This is a genomic window from Micromonospora sp. WMMD710, from assembly GCF_029626045.1.
Lineage (GTDB): Bacteria > Actinomycetota > Actinomycetes > Mycobacteriales > Micromonosporaceae > Micromonospora.
This window is the reverse complement of the sequence record NZ_JARUBD010000001.1, coordinates 1,272,300-1,287,892: the sequence shown is the minus strand read 5'-3', so window position 1 is coordinate 1,287,892 and position 15,593 is coordinate 1,272,300. Positions and strand designations below refer to the sequence as shown.

Sequence of the window (15,593 nt, the reverse complement as noted above, 5' to 3'; positions counted from 1 at the left end):
ACGGCGTGCGCCGATCACGCCAGGCGGTGGTGACGAGACATGTGAATGCATCGTTACGGTTGGATCACGGGCGCGTCAAGCGTTCTCCCACTATCCGTGAGAGCGTTATCTCCGCAGGTCAGAGGCGACCGACGCAGACGAGATCGAATTACGCTTTCCGGGAGCGGAGCAGGCCGAGGCGGAGCGCGCGCAGCAGGGTGCCGGGGCGGCTCAGGGTCGCCGGATGCTCCAGCATGGTGGTGACCCGGCCCAGCCGGTCGTTGAGCACCGGATCGGTCAGCGACGTCCGGAAGAGCAGATCACCGAACCACTTGGTGACCCGGTAGCCCGGCGGGTACGGCCCGTCGACGTGCGGGAGTTCGATGTCGGCCGAGGTGGAGATCCGCCAGGCGGCGTCGACGATCACCCGGACCTGCTCGAAGTACGCCCGTGCCGGCTCGTCCAGGTTCGGCCCCGAGCGCAGGTACGCCGACAGGCAGGAGGCGTGCAGCGTCGCGGAGGTCATGCCCTGGCCGTACACCAGCCAGTTTGACGTCCGTCGTCAGCGTCCGAACCTACGATGGGTGGCCATGGAGGTCACCAGGGATGGGTGGAGCTGGCGGATCGGCACGGCCGTCGACGTCGCCTGGCTCGCCGACCGGACGACACACGGCGTCTCGATCACCACCGCCGTCCCGCCGGTGTTCGACGCGTACGCGACCTGCCACCCACCCGACGGCGTCGGGTACGAGGCACACGAGCGGGCGCTGGTCGACGAACTCGCCCGGCACACCCCCGAGCAGCCCTGGTGGCTGGGCTACCTCGACACCGGCGCACACGACATCGTGTTCCCCGACGCCCCGAAGGTGCACCTCTACGCGGACTGGCCCTACGTGCTGGTCGAAGCAGGCCCCGAGCAGGCCCGCACCTGGCGTACCGGTCACATGCGCGGCGACGGCCCGCTGCCCGACCTGCTCTTTCCCGCGGATCGCCGCTGGCTCGTCTCGGCCCTCTGGGACGACACCTGGACCGACCTCGGCGGCCCCGCCGACCTCATCGCCGCCCTGCACCGCAACCCGCTGGTCAACGCCCGGCCGGTCGACCCCGACGAGGACGCCCTCCCGCCGGGTCTGACGCGCGAATAGCCGCCAACTGCCGGCACGGGCACCGAAGGCGACGCCGCCCGACGCCGAGAATCGACAGTGGACAGCACGGGGGTACGATCCCGCTCTGGTGTACGTAGTCCGTCGAACCCCTCGATAGGAGCCTGGCATGGCCGGCCCGGATGCCGAACTCGCCGCGAAGCTTCAGCCCGACGTGCCGCACGCGGCGCGGATCTGGAACTACTGGATGGGCGGCAAGGACAACTTCCAGTCCGACCGGGCGGCCGGCGACGCCGTGGCCGAGGTCTACCCGGAGATCGTCGTCATGGCGCAGCAGTCCCGGGTATTCCTGGTGCGGGCCGTCCGCTACCTGGCCGCCGAGGCGGGCATCCGGCAGTTCCTGGACATCGGCACCGGCCTGCCGACCATGCAGAACACGCACGCGGTCGCGCAGGCGATCACGCCCGACGCGCGGATCGTCTACGTCGACAACGACCCGATGGTCCTCGTGCACGCCCGGGCGCTGCTGTCCAGTGCGACGTCGGAGGGTGTCACCACCTACGTGCCCGCCGACTACCACGACCCGGAGAAGATCCTCGCCGAGGCGGCGCAGACTCTCGACTTCGACCAGCCGATCGCCGTGATGTACATGGGCGTGATGGGCTACGAACCGGACCTGGACGTGGTGCGGTCGATCGTCTCCCGGACGATGGACGCGACCGCCTCCGGCAGTCACCTGGTGCTGTGGGACGGCACCAACACCAGTCCGGAGGTCGTCTCCGGCGCCGACCGGCTGGCCGAGAACGGCGGTGTCCCGTACATCCTGCGTAGCCCGGAGGATCTCGCCAGGTGCTTCTCGGGGTTGACGATGGTCGAGCCCGGCCTGGTGCCGATCCCGCTGTGGCGCCCGGAGGACGCCGACGCGAAGGGCATCGACGCGTACGGCGCGGTGGCCCGCAAGCCCTGACCGACGCCGAGAACGCCCCGCGCACGCCGTGCTGGCGGGAGCGGGGCGTCGTCGTTCACCGGCCGCAGGTGAGCGTCATCCCGTCGGGCACCACGCTGGTCGACACGAGCAGGCCGAACGTCGTCGCGGCGCCGGGCGCCACCGTCCCGTTGTATGAGGCGTTACGCACGGTGACATCGGGTCCGGTCGTCTCGACCACGCCGCCCCAGACCGTCTGGACGCGCTCGTCCCCGGACCACCGCCAGGAGACCCGCCACGAGTCGATCGGCTCCGTCCCGGTGTTGTGGACGGTGGCCGTGGCGACGAAGCCGGTGCCCCAGCGGGCGTCGATGGTGGCCGTCGCGCGGCAGGCCGACGGGGCGAGCGTACGGGCCGGGCCACCGACGACGTACGGATCTCGGTGGCCCTCGGTGTCGCTGAACCGGTACCAGTACTCCGTGTCGGGCGTCAGCCCACCGATGGTGACGGCCCCGTTCCGCTCCGGGCCGGAGACCGCCTGGGCCACCGGATTCAGCCACTTCGTGGCGTCCTCGCGGCCCGCGAAGAGGGTGACGACGATCGGCGGGTCGTAGCCGCAGGGCGGCCGGAAGAAGATCGAGTATGAGATGGTCAGGCTGGTCGTGGTGGCTCCGGTGACGCTGCCGGTGATCGGCAACGCCGGTGGGCAGGTCAGGGTGGGCGTCGGGGTCGGGGTCGGGGTCTGCGTCGGTGTCGGGGTCTGCGTCTGCGTGACCGACGGCGTCGGTGTCGGCTGGGCGGCGCTGCCCGCCGGATTCCAGGCGGCCACCGCCATGGTCGTGACAGCGAGGATCATGCGAAGCATCGGTACCTCCGGTGGTTGCCGGGCACCGGTGACCGAGGGTGTGGGCGGTGCCGCGCTCGGGTGTCCGGTCGCCGACGAGGATTGCCCGACACGGGCGGCATGGCCACCTCGTGTGCCCCGTGGACCGGAGAAGATGTGGTGCGCGCTGGCTCCCGAGCACGACCGAACCACAGCATGGCATTCGACGTGCGTCGATACAAGGCTGTCGCGATCCTGTCGAACATCGTCCGTTTTCCCGTCGCCGGACGGACACGCGGCGGGTACCCGGGCCGAGAATGATCCATCGAGATTCATCAACTCGGACGCGGGAGCACACCATGCTCGACAGAAGCAGCACGATCCGGCGATCCCGGGTGGCGAGGGCACTGACCGCGGCGGGTGCCGCGGCCGTGCTGGCGGCCACCCAACTCGCGGTGCCGACGCCCGCCGTCGCGGCCGTCAGCCGGGCGGAACTCGCCCTGCGCTGGGCACCCATCCACTACCAGGACGTCGACGCCACCGGCTCACACGCGCTCGGCGGCCAGTCCGACTACATCACCAAGGTCGACTTCGACGGCGACCTGAACGGTCGCAACAACTGGGAGCGGACCGGGCAGAGCGGGACGTCGCTCGCCGCGCACGCCTACTACTCCGTCGTCGAGACCAGCACCCACTGGTACGTCACGTACCTGTTCTTCCACCCTCGGGACTGGACCGACCACCCGTTCTTCGAGACCGAGCACGAGAACGACGGCGAGGGCGTCCTGTTCGCAATCGAGCGTGACGGCTCCGCGTACGGAGTCCTGCGCGCGGCGGTCACCGTCGCGCACAGCGACTTCTTCTCGTACACGCCGGCCGGCAGCACGTGGACCAGCGGCCGCGAGAGCGTCGACGGCACGCTGCAGTTCCAGTCGTCGCCGCACGACACGTTCGGGCACCCGGTGACCGCGCAGGAGGCACAGGGCCACGGCCTCAAGGCCTATCCGCAGTACGCCATCAACGGCGACGGCCTCGTGTACTACCCGTCGACGGTCGCCGAGACCCCGAGCGACGGCAACGACCGGGACGTCCGGTACCAGCTGATCGACATCTTCGCCGCCGACGGCCTGTGGGCGCAGCGCGCCAACTCGAGCCTGTTCGCCGGGCTCGGCACGTTCGCCGGTGACACCTCCGGCGACTGCGGCGTCGGCACCTGGAGTTGCTCGACGAACTCGGCCAACGCGCCGTGGGGCTGGGACGACGGCAACGACGTGCCGGCACGTGGCGAGCTGGCCAGTGACCCGGCGAAGCTGTCCGCCGAGTACTTCACCACGCCGGCCGGCCTGGCCCGTACCTACAGCTACAACCCGTACGCGGGGGCTGCGGCGGCGCTCGCCGAGGCCGCGAGGACGGCACCGCCGGTCGTCGACTGATCGACCGGTGCGCGCGCGGCCGACCTGGGGAGCCGGCCGCGCGCGGCACCGTCCACGGCGACGGATCTTGTCGGTGGTGGCGGTTACCGTGTGGTCACTGTCGCCGCGCCGGCCATGTCGGGCCGGTAGCTGACCCCCTCGGAGGCCACCATGTCCCAGGAGACGACCTACCTCGAACTGTCCGAAGTGGACGGTGCGCACAAGTTCTACGAGGTCGTCGTCGACGACACCACGCTGACCGTGCGCTACGGCCGGATCGGCGACCAGGGGCAGGTCAAGGCGAGCGCCTTCCCGGACAATGCCCGGGCCCGCGCGGCGGCGGCGAAGAAGATCGGCGAGAAGGTCCGCAAGGGGTATGCTCCGGCGGTCCCCGGCGTCCGCCAGAAGCGCAGCGTCTCCCGGCGGCAGATCGTCAGCACCCGCTCCACGGCGCACACCGCGCCGGTGCTCTGGCGCTACGACTCCGGCGCTCCCGCGTTCGGCATCTTCGTCGACGACGAGCACTGCATGGTCGGCAACGAGCACGGGGTGATCACCACCCTCGGGCACGATGCCCAGGTGCGCGGCCAGGTCCGCCTCCCCGACGGGGTGAAGTGCATCGTCGCCGACGACGCCTGGATCTACGCGGGCTGCGACGACGGCAACGTCTACGACCTCTCCGGCAAGGTGCCCCGGGTCGCGTACGCGATCGCACCGGAGATCGACATCTACTGGCTGGACATCCACGACGGCGTCCTCGGCGTCTCGGACGCGGACGGCGGGATCGCCGCCATCGATCACGAGGACGAGTTCCTCTGGCGCCGGCCCGGCCGGGGGCGTTCGGCCTGGATGGTGCGCTGCGACGCCGACGCGCTCTACCACGGCCACTCCCAGGGGGTAACCGGCTACGACTGGCGTACCGGCCGCGAGCTGTGGCACACGAGGACCGGTTCGGTGCTGTTCGGTTGGCAGGAGCGCGCCAGCGTGTTCGCCGGGACGGGCACCCGGGAGGTGGTGCGGCTGGCCAAGGACGGTCGGGTCGAACGCGGCTACCGGTGCGACGCCCCGGTCTTCTCCTGCGCGACCGCCCAGGGCGGCGAGTACGTCTTCGCCGGCGACAGCCAGTCCTCGATCTACTGCTTCGACGCGGCCGGCACCCGACTGTGGAAGCTCGGCACCGGCTGCGGCTCGGCGTACTCGATGCAGTATCACCACGGCCGGCTCTACGTGGTGACCACCGGTGGTCACCTGGCCTGCATCGACGCCAGCGAGCCGGCGATCCGGGCGGCCCAGGTCGGCGACGTGCCGCAGGTCCGCGACATCAAGGCTCCCCGCGAGGCGCCGCGCACCGTGCAGCCGACGATCGTCGAGGTGACCGGTGACGCGGGCGCGGGCGTGGTGGTGCAGTGCCTGGACGACCGGGGGCGGCTGCGGGTGCAGGTGGTGTCCGATGGCTACCGGCGCGACTGGTCCGTGCAGTTCCCCAAGGGCATCCGCGAGCCGGGCGCACGCTACCTGGTGACCGAGGTCCGCGAGTCCGGCCGGGGTGGCTTCTACCGGGCGTACGGGGACATCCGCCGGCTCCGTTGATCCCGCTGCCCGCCATCCGCAATCGGGTTGTCCCGTTCGGGTGCGCGGGCGACCATGGTCGGCATGGTGGGAGCTGGGGCGTGAGGTCGCCGCTTCAGGGCGGGCTACCGCCGGGGGGTGCGGTGGTTGGCGCCGTCGTGCGGATCGCCTGCGACGAATCGGGATTCTCGGGCACCAACCTGTTGCACTCGACCGCCCCGGTGATCACGCACGCGAGTGTCGACCTGGTCGTCGACGAGGCCGTCGCCCTCATCACCGCGCTGCGCTCCGGGTTCCGGTTCTCGCCGCAGGAGATGAAGTCCGGGCAGTTCCTGCGGCGGCCGGGCGCGGATGAGGCGGTGCAGTGGTTCCTGGCGTCGCTGGCGGGCCGTGCGCACGTCCACCTGATCGACAAGGAGTTCTTTCTCGTCACCCGGATCGTCGATTTCCTGCTGGCCGAGCCGTCGTACGCGGCCGGCACCCGCCTGACCCGCGACCACCGTCCGGCGGCGCTCGCCCTGTACGAGGCCGGACGCTCGGCCGGAAGCGACTGGGACGCCTTCCTGGCGGCGTTCGTCGATCTCGTCCGGATGAAGCGTCGGCTTCCGGTGCAGCGGACGCTACAGCGGTTCTTCCAGGCCCGCGATGCGCTGCGGCGACACCCGCTCGGCGCGGCGGCCGGCACGGTCCTCGACGGGCTCGACCCGAGCCGGGTGGGTGCCGTGGTGGCCCGGCTCGACACCGACGACCGGTCCGTTCCCCCACCGCTAGAGCCGCTGCTGCCGGCGCTGGCCGAGACGGTCCTGTCCTGGAGCGCCGGCCGGCGGCAGGTGCTGGTGACCCACGACGAGCAGAGCGCCCTGACGGCGGACCGGTTGACCCGCCTCCAGCGGACGTTGGCCGGCGGCGGCGCGTCGGCGGTCGACGCCGAGCGGGATGGTGCGCTCGCGACCGGCCCGCAGCTGCCCGACGGTGTGTCACCCCTGGCCGGGTTGGTGATGGTCGACTCCCGTGACGACCCACGCGTCCAGGTCGCGGACCTCCTCGCGGGGGTGGCCCGGCGGTTGCCGGAGGTCGTCGACGCCGCGATCGACGTCTCGGACGGTCGAAACGCCGACGGCCCGCACCGGACCCCGATCCGGTCCCGGCGGCCGTAGTCTCACCGTCATGACGGACATCCAGACGCACACCCTCCCGCTTCCCGGTGTCGACCTGGTCTACGACGTTCGCGGCCCGCTACCCCCCGTCGGCGGCCATCGTGCGTTGCTCATGATCGGCCAGCCGATGACGGCGGACGGCTTCGGAGCGCTCGCCCCGCACTTCACTGACCGCACCGTCGTCACCTACGACCCGCGCGGCCTGGGCCGCAGCGTCCGCACGGACGGCCGGTCCGACAACACGCCGCAGCAGCAGGCCGCCGACCTGCACTCGCTGGTCGAGGCGCTCGGCGCCGGTCCGGTCGACGTGCTGGCCAGCAGCGGCGGCGCGGTGACCGCGCTGGAACTGGTCGCCACCCACCCCGACGACGTCGCGACGTTGGTGGCGCACGAACCGCCGATCAACGCCGTGCTTCCCGACGCCGAGGCCGCCGAGCGCGCCCGGGCCGCCTTCTACGAGGCGTACCAGGCGAAGGGCCGCGGTGCCGGGATGGCCTCGTTCATCGCGATGACGTCCTGGCAGGGCGAGTTCACCGACGCCTACTTCGCCCAGCCCGCCCCCGATCCGGCGATGTTCGGCATGTCGGCCGACGACGACGGCAGCCGCGACGACCCGCTGCTGTCGAAGAACTCGTGGGCCGTCACCGACTACCGTCCCGACGCGAGCCTGCTCACCGCCGCGCCCACCCGGGTCGTGGTCGCGGTCGGCGAGGAGTCGGCGGGGACGTACACGGCGCGTACCGCCCTGGGCCTCGCGGCGTTGCTCGGCCAGGAGGCGACGGTGTTCCCGAGCCATCACGGCGGGTTCCTCGGCGGCGAGTTCGGTTACGCGGGCAAGCCCGCGGAGTTCGCCGCACGGCTGCGGGATGTGCTGGACGGCTGACCCGCGGGGCTTAGCATGCGCGGATGCGACACACCCTCACGCCGGACGACGACACCCTGCACGGTCACTTCTCGGCCGACTTCGCGCCGGTGCTGACCATCGACCCCGGCGACACCGTCACGTACCGCACCCTGGACTGCTGGTGGTCGGCCGGCCCGTACCCCGGTGGGCACAACCGGGACCGTCCCCGGGTGCCGCAGCACCGACCGGACCACGGCCACGCGTTGATCGGTCCGGTCGCGGTGCGCGGTGCGCGCGCCGGTCAGACCCTTGCGGTACGCGTGGACGCGATCACCCCGGGCACCTGGGGCACCACGGTGGCCGGTGGCTGGCCGAGCGGCTTCAACCAGCGCTACGGCGTCGAGCACGAAGGGGTGGTGCACGCCTGGGAGCTGGACCCGGTGGCGATGACCGGCCGCAACCAGCACGGCCACACGGTCGCGCTGCGTCCCTTCATGGGGGTGCTCGGGATGCCGCCGGCCGAGCCGGGGCGGTACTCGACGACTCCGCCTCGACCGCACGGCGGCAACCTGGACTGCAAGGATCTGACCGCCGGCAGCACCCTGCTGCTGCCGATCCCGGTCGACGGGGCGCTGTTCTCCGTCGGTGACGGGCACGCCGCACAGGGCGACGGGGAGGTCGGCGGCACGGCGATCGAGTGCCCGATGGAGGAGGTGACGTTGACCTTCGACGTCCGGGACGACTTCCCGGTCACCGGCCCGGTGGCGCGTACCCCGGACGCCTGGCTGACGCTCGGCGTCGGCGCGTCCCTGGACGACGCCACGTTCATGGCCCTGGACTCGATGCTGACCCTGCTGCAACGGTCGCACCAGCTCAGCCGGGCGGACGCTGCCGCGCTGGCCAGCGTCGCGGTCGACGTACGGGTGACGCAGATCGTCAATCAAACCGTCGGCGCCCACGCGGTGCTCCGCGACGACGCGCTGCGCTTTTCCGGATGACGACCGGTTCGGGCGGCCCGGACGACGATCCGTCCGTGCCGCCCGCCGGGTCGTACGGTCAGCCGCCGAGGCTCGCGGCGGCCGAGGCGATCGTCGAGGCGAAGTAGCTCACCTGGGTGTAGACGCCCGGGTAGTTGGGCCGGGCGCAGCCGTTGCCCCAGCTGACGATGCCGACCTGGATCCAGGCGTTGTTGGCGTCGCGGCGGAACATCGGGCCACCCGAGTCACCCTGGCAGGTGTCGACGCCGCCGCTGGCGTATCCGGCGCAGATCTCCTGGGCGGCGATGATCTCGCCGCCGTAGTAGGAGTTGCAGGTCGAGTCGCTGACGAATGGGACGGTCGCCTTGAGCAGGTAGCGCTGCTGGGCGCCGCCCTCGCGGGCCGCGCCCCAGCCGGCGACGGTGAAGGTGCCGCTGTCGTAGGCGGTCGTGTTGGCGATCTTCAGGGTGCTCAAGCCGGTGACCGGGGTGGCCAGCCGGATCAGCGCCCAGTCCCGGCCGGCGCCGTTGTAGCCGGGGGCCCGGTAGACGTAGTTCGACCGGACGGTGATCCGGCTCGACGACTGGAGGTCGACGACACCGAGTGTCGCGGTGATGCTGGTGTTGGTGCCGGTGGCGCCCACGCAGTGCGCCGCGGTGAGCACCAGTTGGGGGCTGTACAGGGCACCGCCGCAGCCCATCGAGAGACGCACCATGAACGGGAACTCGCCCTGGGCGGCTCGGGTGCCGCCGACGACGTTTGGCGTGACCGGGCTGTCGGCGGCGGCCGCCGGAGCCGTGAGAGTGAGGCTGGCCGCGGTCACCGCGGCCAGCGCGGTGGCCAGAAGGCCGGTGAGGGTGCGCCAGCGAACCATGCATTCCTCCGCATCGCTACGGCACGCCTCGTGAGCGCACCTGATCGAGATAGCGGTCATCCTATTGATCGGGATGGATTGAATGGATCATCCTCTCTGGGTCGTACCCCGACGGTATGGATCGGGCCGCCCACACCCGGCCCATCGATAACCTACCTAACCGGTATGTGTTGTAGGTCTCTCCTCCTGGATTTCCGCGGCACGACTGTCGGAGCATGTCCGGGGTCAGCGTGGGCGGCAGCGTCGCCGGGAGCGCTGAGTTCTCCGGTCCACCCCACCCCAGCCCGGTAGGGAATCCACGTGTCCACCGACACCCATCTCGCGCCGCCGGCACCGACCCGGCCGGGCGGCCAGACCCGCCGCAGAGGTGCCCGCCACCTGTGGCACCAACTGGCAGCCGACCGCTGGGCGGCGGCCGGCGCCGGGGGCGTCGCCCTCTTCCTCATCGTGGCGGCGGCCGCGCCGGCGCTCTGCGCCCTCGCGGGCCAGGACCCCTACACGTACGACCTTGACGCCCTGTCGGACTCCGGCGCGCCGAAGGGCTTCGGTGGCGGCATCAGCGGCGAGCACTGGTTCGGGGTGGAGCCGATGACCGGACGGGACCTCTTCGCGATCGTGGTCCACGGCGCCCGCACCTCCATCCTGGTCGGCGCCGGAGCGACCGCCGCGTCGCTGCTGTTGGGAGTCGCCGTCGGCCTCACCGCCGGCTTCTACGGCGGCTGGTACGACCGGGTCGTCACCCGGATCATCGACGTCCTGCTCGGCTTCCCGTACCTGATTTTCGTGATCGCGCTCGGCGCGATCGCCCCCACCAGCCTCCCGAAGCCGCTGCTCCTCGTCGGCGTCCTCGCGATCTTCGGCTGGCCCTCGATCGCCCGGGTGGTCCGCAGTCAGACCCTCGCGTTGAAGCAGCGCACCTTCGTGGTCGCCTCGGTCGCGCTCGGCGCCGGCGGCTGGAACCTGCTCGTGCGGCAACTCCTGCCCAACCTCACCGCCACGATCATCGTCTACGCCACGATCATGATCCCTTCGATGATCGGGGCTGAGGCCGCGCTCTCCTTCCTCGGTGTCGGGGTGCCGCCGCCGACCCCCGCGTGGGGCCGCTCGATCGGCGACGCGATCGGCTGGGTCCAGACCGACCCGATGTTCCTGGTCTTCCCCGGCGGGGCGCTCTTCCTCGCCACGCTGGCCTTCAACCTGCTCGGCGACGGCCTGCGCGACGCGTTCGACCCGAAGACCCGAGGGCTGCGGCGATGAGACTCCTCCGACTGATCTCCGCACGCCTGTTCGGCATGATCGTCACGCTGCTCGTGATCAGCCTGATCACGTACGTGGTGTTCGTTCTGCTGCCCAGCGATCCGGCGCAGCTGTCCTGCGGTCGCCCCTGCACACCCGAGCGGCTCGCCGACGCCCGCGCGTTCATGGGCTACGACCAGCCCTGGGCGCAGCAGTACCTCGCCTTCCTCGGGGGCATCTTCGCCGGCCGCACGTTCGGCTCCGGGGTCGCCGCCGTGCACTGCGCGGCGCCCTGCTTCGGCTACTCGTTCCGGCTCAACGACTCGGTCACCCACCTCATCCTGGAGCGCATCCCGGTCACCTTCTCCATCGCCATCGGCGCCGCACTGCTCTGGCTGTTCATCGGCGTGGCGGCCGGGGTCGTCTCGGCCGTCCGACGCGGAACCGCGATCGACCGGGCGGCGATGACGTTCTCGACGATCGGTGTCTCGGCGCCCAGCTACCTGGTGGGGCTGCTCGGCATCCTGCTGTTCGGCTTCACCCTCAACATGGTGCCGGTCAACGGGTACGTGCCCCTGACCGAGGATCCGGTGGGCTGGTTGTGGCACCTGGTGTTGCCCTGGGGCGTGCTCGCCCTGATCTCCGCGGCGGTCTACGCGCGGCTGACGCGGGGCCAGATGCTGGAGGTGCTCGGTGAGGACTACATCCGCACGGCCCGGGCCAAAGGGCTGCGGGAACGCCGGGTCGCCGGCCGCCATGCCCTGCGCAACGTCCTCATCCCGGTGGTCACCGTGTTCGGGCTCGACCTCGGGTCGCTGCTCGGGGGCGCGGTCATCACCGAACGGGTGTTCAGCATGCCCGGCCTGGGCGCCCTGTTGCTCGACGCGGTCGGCAACGTCGACCTCCCGTTGATCATCGGGATCACCCTCTTCTCCGCGTTCCTCATCATCCTCGCCAACTTCCTCGTGGACCTGGTCTACGGCGTCCTGGACCCGAGGGTGGCGCGCTGACGCGCCAGACAACGAAAGGAAGGCACCGATGAAAAGACGTAGCGCGGTCGCGCTCGCGGTCGTCCTCGCCCTGGCCGGATGCAACGCGAATCCGGACCAGAAACCGGCCGCCGGCGGGTCGAACGCAGGCACCGAGAAGGGTGGATCGCTGACCATCCTCAACGCCGCCAGCGACATCAACTTCGACCCCGCCAAGAGCCAGAACCTGGCGATCACCACCCTCGGTCTGGTGCTGCGCCGGCTCACCACCTGGGAGGTCAAGCCGGGGGAGGCGGCACAGGTGGTGCCGGATCTGGCCACGGACACCGGTAAGACCACCGACGGCGGCAAGACCTGGACCTTCACGCTGAAGGACGGTCTCAAGTACGCCGACGGCGCGGCGATCACCGCCGGCGACGTCAAGTACGGCATTGAGCGCTCCTTCGCGCCCGAACTCTCCGGCGGCCTCGGCTACCACAAGAGCCTGCTGGTGGGCGGGACCGAGTACAAGGGACCGTACTCCGGGGCGGACCTGGCGTCGGTCGAGACGCCGGACGCGCGGACCATCGTCTTCCACCTCAAGACGGCGTACGGCGACTGGCCCTGGATCGTCTCCATGCCGGCGTTCACGCCCGTGCCGAAGGCGAAGGACGACCCGAAGAAGTACACCCAGAACCCGGTCGCGTCCGGCCCCTACCAGGTCCAGTCGTACCAGCAGGGTGTCGCGGTCAAGCTGACCCGCAACCCGAACTGGGACGCGGCCACCGATCCGGTACGCACCGCCGGGCCCGACCAGATCACCTTCCAGCTCGGCCAGGACACCACGGTCCAGTCGCAGCGGCTCATCGCCGACTCGGGTGACGACCGCTCCGCCTTCGGCGCCGGCTTCGTGGCACCCGCCCAACTCGCGCAGATCGAGCAGAACGCGAGCGCGAAGCAGCGGCTGGTCACCTCGGACGCCGGCGCGCTGTCCTACCTGGCGCTCAACACCCAGCGTGGGCCGCTGAAGGACGTCAAGGTCCGCCAGGCCATCCAGTACGCCGTGGACAAGCGGGCCTACCAGGTCGCCTCCGGTGGTGCCATCGGCGGCGAGCTGGCCAGCACCCTGATCACCCCGGGCATCGCCGGGCGGGTCGACTACAACCTCTACCCGGCCGACCCGTCGGGGGACGTCGACAAGGCGAGGCAGCTGCTCGGCGAGGCGGGGCAGACGAGCCTGAACCTCACGCTGCTGTCCGAGAACGATCAGCCGAACCTCGCCAAGGCCCAGGCCATCCAGCAGGGCCTGCAGCGGGTGGGCATCACGGTGACCATCAAGCCGGTGGACGGGGATGCCTGGACCGCCGAGGTCACCGGCGAGAAGGGTGACTACGACCTGACCGTCTCCAGCTGGCAGCCGGACTTCCCTAGCGCCAACGGCAACATCCAGCCGCTGTTCGCGTCCAGCGAGATCGGCCGCGGTGGCTACAACATCGCGCGCTACTCGCAGCCCGAGGTCGACACGCTGATCGCGCAGGCCACGGCCGAGACCGACCCGGCGAAGGCACAGGCCCTGTGGGCGCAGGCCGACAAGCGCATCCTGCAGGACGCGCCGATCGTGCCGCTCACCTACACGAAGAACTCGTTCCTGCACGGCTCGAAGGTGCAGAACTTCTACGTGCCATCCTTCCCGGCCTACCCGAACTACCTGAAGGTATCGCTGAAGCAGGGATGACGGTTTCCTCCACGGAGCCACACCTCGCGAAGGCCACCCGGTCACCGCTGCTCGCGGTGGCCGGGCTGGCCGTCTCGTTCGAGGTGGATGGCGACACGCACACGGCCGTGCACGACGCGTCCTTCGAGGTGCACGCCGGGCAGATCCTCGCCCTGGTCGGCGAATCCGGTTCGGGCAAGAGCGTCACCGCGATGGCCGCCCTGGGCCTGCTCCCGGCCACCGCCCGGGTCAGCGGCAGCATCACCCTCGCGGGCACCGAGTTGATCGGCGCCGAGCAGGGTCTGCTGCGGGACATACGCGGCGGCCGGATCGGCACGATCTTCCAGGAGCCGATGACCGCGCTCAACCCGGTCTTCACCATCGGCGACCAGGTCGGCGAGGCGATCCGCGCGCACCGCCCGTCGAGTCGCTCCGCGGTCGCCGCCCGGGTGCTGGAACTGCTCTCCACCGTCGGCCTGGACGACCCCGCGCGAGTGGCACGCTCGTACCCGCACGAACTCTCCGGCGGTCAGCTCCAGCGAGCGATGATCGCGATGGCCATCAGCTGCGACCCGGTCCTGCTGATCGCGGACGAGCCGACCACCGCACTGGACGTGACCGTGCAGGCCGGCATCCTCGACCTGCTGCGCGGCCTGCGGACCCGGCTCGACATGGCCGTCCTCCTCATCACCCACGACATGGGTGTGGTGGCCGACGTCGCCGATGAGGTGGTCGTGCTGCGCGACGGTCAGATCGTCGAACAGGCTGCCGCGGCCCAGCTCTTCGCCACGCCACGACACGAGTACACCCGGGCGTTGCTGCGAGCCGTCCCCACACTGCCGGAGCTGCGGCTCGCCCAGCCGAAGCCGCTGGAGACGCCGGAGACGCCACCGGCCGAGACGTCGGCCGGCGTCGCACCCGCCGTGCTCCTGCGCAACGTCGTCGTCGAGTACCCGGGGCGGCGGCGCGGCCAGCCGGTGCGGGCGGTGAACGACGTCTCGTTGCACATCGACCAGGGCGAACTGGTGGCTCTGGTCGGCGAGTCCGGCAGCGGGAAGTCGACGCTCGGCCGGGCACTGGCCGGCCTCGTACCGGTGGCCGCGGGGACGGTAACCGTCGCCGGAGTCGAGGTGGGACGGGCCAACCGCCGTGAACTGCGCACGTTCCGTTCCCGACTCGGCATCGTCTTCCAGGATCCCGCGTCGTCGCTGAACCCCCGCCGGACGGTCGGCGCCAGCATCGCCGAACCGCTCTCGCTGCACACCGATCTGCGGCCGGACGCCCAACCTCGCCGTGTCGACGAGTTGCTGGAAGCGGTCGAGTTGCCGACGCGCCTGCGCGACCGGCACCCGTACGAGATGTCCGGCGGGCAACGACAGCGGGTGGCCGTCGCGCGGGCCATCGCCCTGAACCCGGCGTTGTTGATCGCGGACGAGCCCACCAGCGCGTTGGACGTCTCCGTGCAGGCGCGGATCCTGGAGCTGCTCCGATCGGTGCAGCGACGGTTCGGCTTCTCGTGCCTGTTCATCAGCCACGACCTGGCGGTGGTCGAGCAACTGGCCGATCGAGTGGCCGTGCTGCACCGAGGTCGGGTCGTGGAGGAGGGCCCCGCGACCACGGTGCTGCGGGCGCCGCGGCACCCGTACACCGCGCGGCTGCTGGCGGCGGCGCCGGTCGCCGACCCGGCCCGGCAGGCCCTGCGACGGCGTGCCTGGCAGCAGCTCACCGCCTGAGGTCGGGCCGGCGGACGACGCGATGCCGGCCTGCGGCAGCTCCCGGTGAATCCCGAGGATGTCGGGCCCCGGACGGACACGGACGTGCCGCGCCGTCGAAGCGGGGTCCGGGCTCACCGCGCAACGGACTCCGGGCCGGCTCGCCCCCGGCCCCACCCGTGGGGTCATCATCGCGCGATAGCGACCACCGCGAGCACGGAGCGGGCAGATCTCCCGTTCCACCTCATGTAAAAGGCGTAAAGAAAGGGCGGTCTTCCGTCATGAACGCGTGAAATATTC

14 protein-coding genes are annotated in these 15,593 nt (G+C 71.0%); 11 read left to right on the top strand and 3 right to left on the bottom strand.

All coding sequences use genetic code 11. The annotated features are described in order from the left end of the window. Positions 1 to 148: 148 nt before the first annotated feature. Positions 149 to 505, bottom strand: coding sequence for a hypothetical protein (locus O7620_RS05820; protein WP_278122183.1), 357 nt, complete (start codon positions 503 to 505; stop codon positions 149 to 151). 64 nt (positions 506 to 569) lie between these two features. On the opposite strand from O7620_RS05820, the gene O7620_RS05815 reads away from it, so the two are divergent. Together O7620_RS05815 and O7620_RS05810 are read left to right on the top strand one after the other, a co-directional pair. Beyond that, a complete protein-coding gene (locus O7620_RS05815; protein ID WP_278122182.1) occupies positions 570 to 1,124 on the top strand; it encodes a hypothetical protein in 555 nt (184 codons plus the stop codon). Positions 1,125 to 1,251: 127 nt separating this feature from the next. Continuing rightward, positions 1,252 to 2,049, top strand: coding sequence for an SAM-dependent methyltransferase (locus O7620_RS05810; RefSeq protein ID WP_278122181.1), 798 nt, complete (start codon positions 1,252 to 1,254; stop codon positions 2,047 to 2,049). 55 nt (positions 2,050 to 2,104) lie between these two features. Here O7620_RS05810 and O7620_RS05805 read toward each other — a convergent pair whose 3' ends face one another. Further along, positions 2,105 to 2,863 carry a cellulose binding domain-containing protein gene (locus O7620_RS05805; protein ID WP_278122180.1) on the bottom strand — a complete coding sequence of 253 codons (759 nt, stop codon included), beginning with the start codon at positions 2,861 to 2,863 and terminating at the stop codon, positions 2,105 to 2,107. Between the two features lie 326 nt (positions 2,864 to 3,189). Between O7620_RS05805 and O7620_RS05800 the strand changes: the two genes are divergently transcribed. The 5 genes from O7620_RS05800 to O7620_RS05780 all read left to right on the top strand — a co-directional run bounded on the left by O7620_RS05800 (position 3,190) and on the right by O7620_RS05780 (position 8,810). Next, the gene (locus tag O7620_RS05800) at positions 3,190 to 4,263 is read left to right on the top strand and encodes a hypothetical protein (RefSeq protein WP_278122179.1); all 1,074 of its coding nucleotides are present in this window, start codon (positions 3,190 to 3,192) and stop codon (positions 4,261 to 4,263) included. A gap of 150 nt (positions 4,264 to 4,413) precedes the next feature. Further along, positions 4,414 to 5,832: a WGR domain-containing protein gene (locus O7620_RS05795; protein ID WP_278122178.1), complete on the top strand. Its 1,419-nt coding sequence runs from the start codon at positions 4,414 to 4,416 to the stop codon at positions 5,830 to 5,832. An 80-nt stretch (positions 5,833 to 5,912) separates the two neighbouring features. Further along, entirely contained in the window at positions 5,913 to 6,968 is a 1,056-nt protein-coding gene (locus O7620_RS05790) for a hypothetical protein (protein WP_278122177.1), read from the top strand. 10 nt (positions 6,969 to 6,978) lie between these two features. Continuing rightward, a complete protein-coding gene (locus O7620_RS05785) occupies positions 6,979 to 7,851 on the top strand; it encodes an alpha/beta hydrolase (RefSeq protein WP_225854549.1) in 873 nt (290 codons plus the stop codon). Between the two features lie 23 nt (positions 7,852 to 7,874). Further along, positions 7,875 to 8,810, top strand: coding sequence for an acetamidase/formamidase family protein (locus tag O7620_RS05780; RefSeq protein WP_278122176.1), 936 nt, complete (start codon positions 7,875 to 7,877; stop codon positions 8,808 to 8,810). A gap of 58 nt (positions 8,811 to 8,868) precedes the next feature. Here O7620_RS05780 and O7620_RS05775 read toward each other — a convergent pair whose 3' ends face one another. Then, on the bottom strand, positions 8,869 to 9,663 hold the full coding sequence (locus tag O7620_RS05775; RefSeq protein WP_278122175.1) for a serine protease: 795 nt from the start codon (positions 9,661 to 9,663) through the stop codon (positions 8,869 to 8,871). 300 nt (positions 9,664 to 9,963) lie between these two features. Here O7620_RS05775 and O7620_RS05770 point away from each other — a divergent pair, with 300 nt between their 5' ends. The 4 genes from O7620_RS05770 to O7620_RS05755 are packed head-to-tail and all read left to right on the top strand — an operon-like array spanning position 9,964 to position 15,314. Then, complete coding sequence (locus O7620_RS05770; protein WP_278122174.1) at positions 9,964 to 10,920, top strand: ABC transporter permease; 957 nt, start codon at positions 9,964 to 9,966, stop codon at positions 10,918 to 10,920. Beyond that, positions 10,917 to 11,909, top strand: coding sequence for an ABC transporter permease (locus O7620_RS05765; RefSeq protein ID WP_278122173.1), 993 nt, complete (start codon positions 10,917 to 10,919; stop codon positions 11,907 to 11,909). Before O7620_RS05770 ends, O7620_RS05765 begins: the two co-directional genes overlap by 4 nt. A 28-nt stretch (positions 11,910 to 11,937) precedes the next feature. Continuing rightward, positions 11,938 to 13,602 carry an ABC transporter substrate-binding protein gene (locus O7620_RS05760; RefSeq protein ID WP_278122172.1) on the top strand — a complete coding sequence of 555 codons (1,665 nt, stop codon included), beginning with the start codon at positions 11,938 to 11,940 and terminating at the stop codon, positions 13,600 to 13,602. Continuing rightward, positions 13,599 to 15,314 (top strand): ABC transporter ATP-binding protein, encoded by a 1,716-nt coding sequence (locus O7620_RS05755; RefSeq protein WP_278122171.1) that lies wholly within the window; start codon positions 13,599 to 13,601, stop codon positions 15,312 to 15,314. Before O7620_RS05760 ends, O7620_RS05755 begins: the two co-directional genes overlap by 4 nt. Positions 15,315 to 15,593 lie beyond the last annotated feature (279 nt).